The 244-nt window shown below is 50.4% G+C and carries 1 protein-coding gene; it reads left to right on the top strand.

Annotated elements, in window-relative coordinates; translation table 11 throughout:
- Positions 1-244 (top strand): hypothetical protein (locus B4920_RS30210; protein WP_216820127.1); only part of this gene is annotated, 244 nt, incomplete at both ends.

Below are 244 nucleotides of genomic sequence, written 5' to 3'. Positions count from 1 at the left end.
GAAGAAATTCGTGCTTCTCAGGCCCGTCTGGCTTTACTAAATACTGAAATCGAAAAGGAGAATGCTCAGGAGTACGCACGTAACAAAATTCCGGCATCACGGTTGGCTCACTTCAGGCTCTGGTTCCCTCGCCGATTTGGTAATGACACATCCCGTTTGATTGAGTCCGTGGACACCTACTGCGAGGAGCAGAATCCAGTAATGGATGAGCAACCGGCTGTATTGCCATTACCACGCGGTCACC

Origin of the sequence: Zoogloea sp. LCSB751 (genome assembly GCF_002028455.1) — a bacterium.
In the GTDB taxonomy this organism is placed as follows: Bacteria; Pseudomonadota; Gammaproteobacteria; order Burkholderiales; family Rhodocyclaceae; genus Zoogloea.
This window is presented reverse-complemented; position numbering and strand designations above follow the sequence as displayed.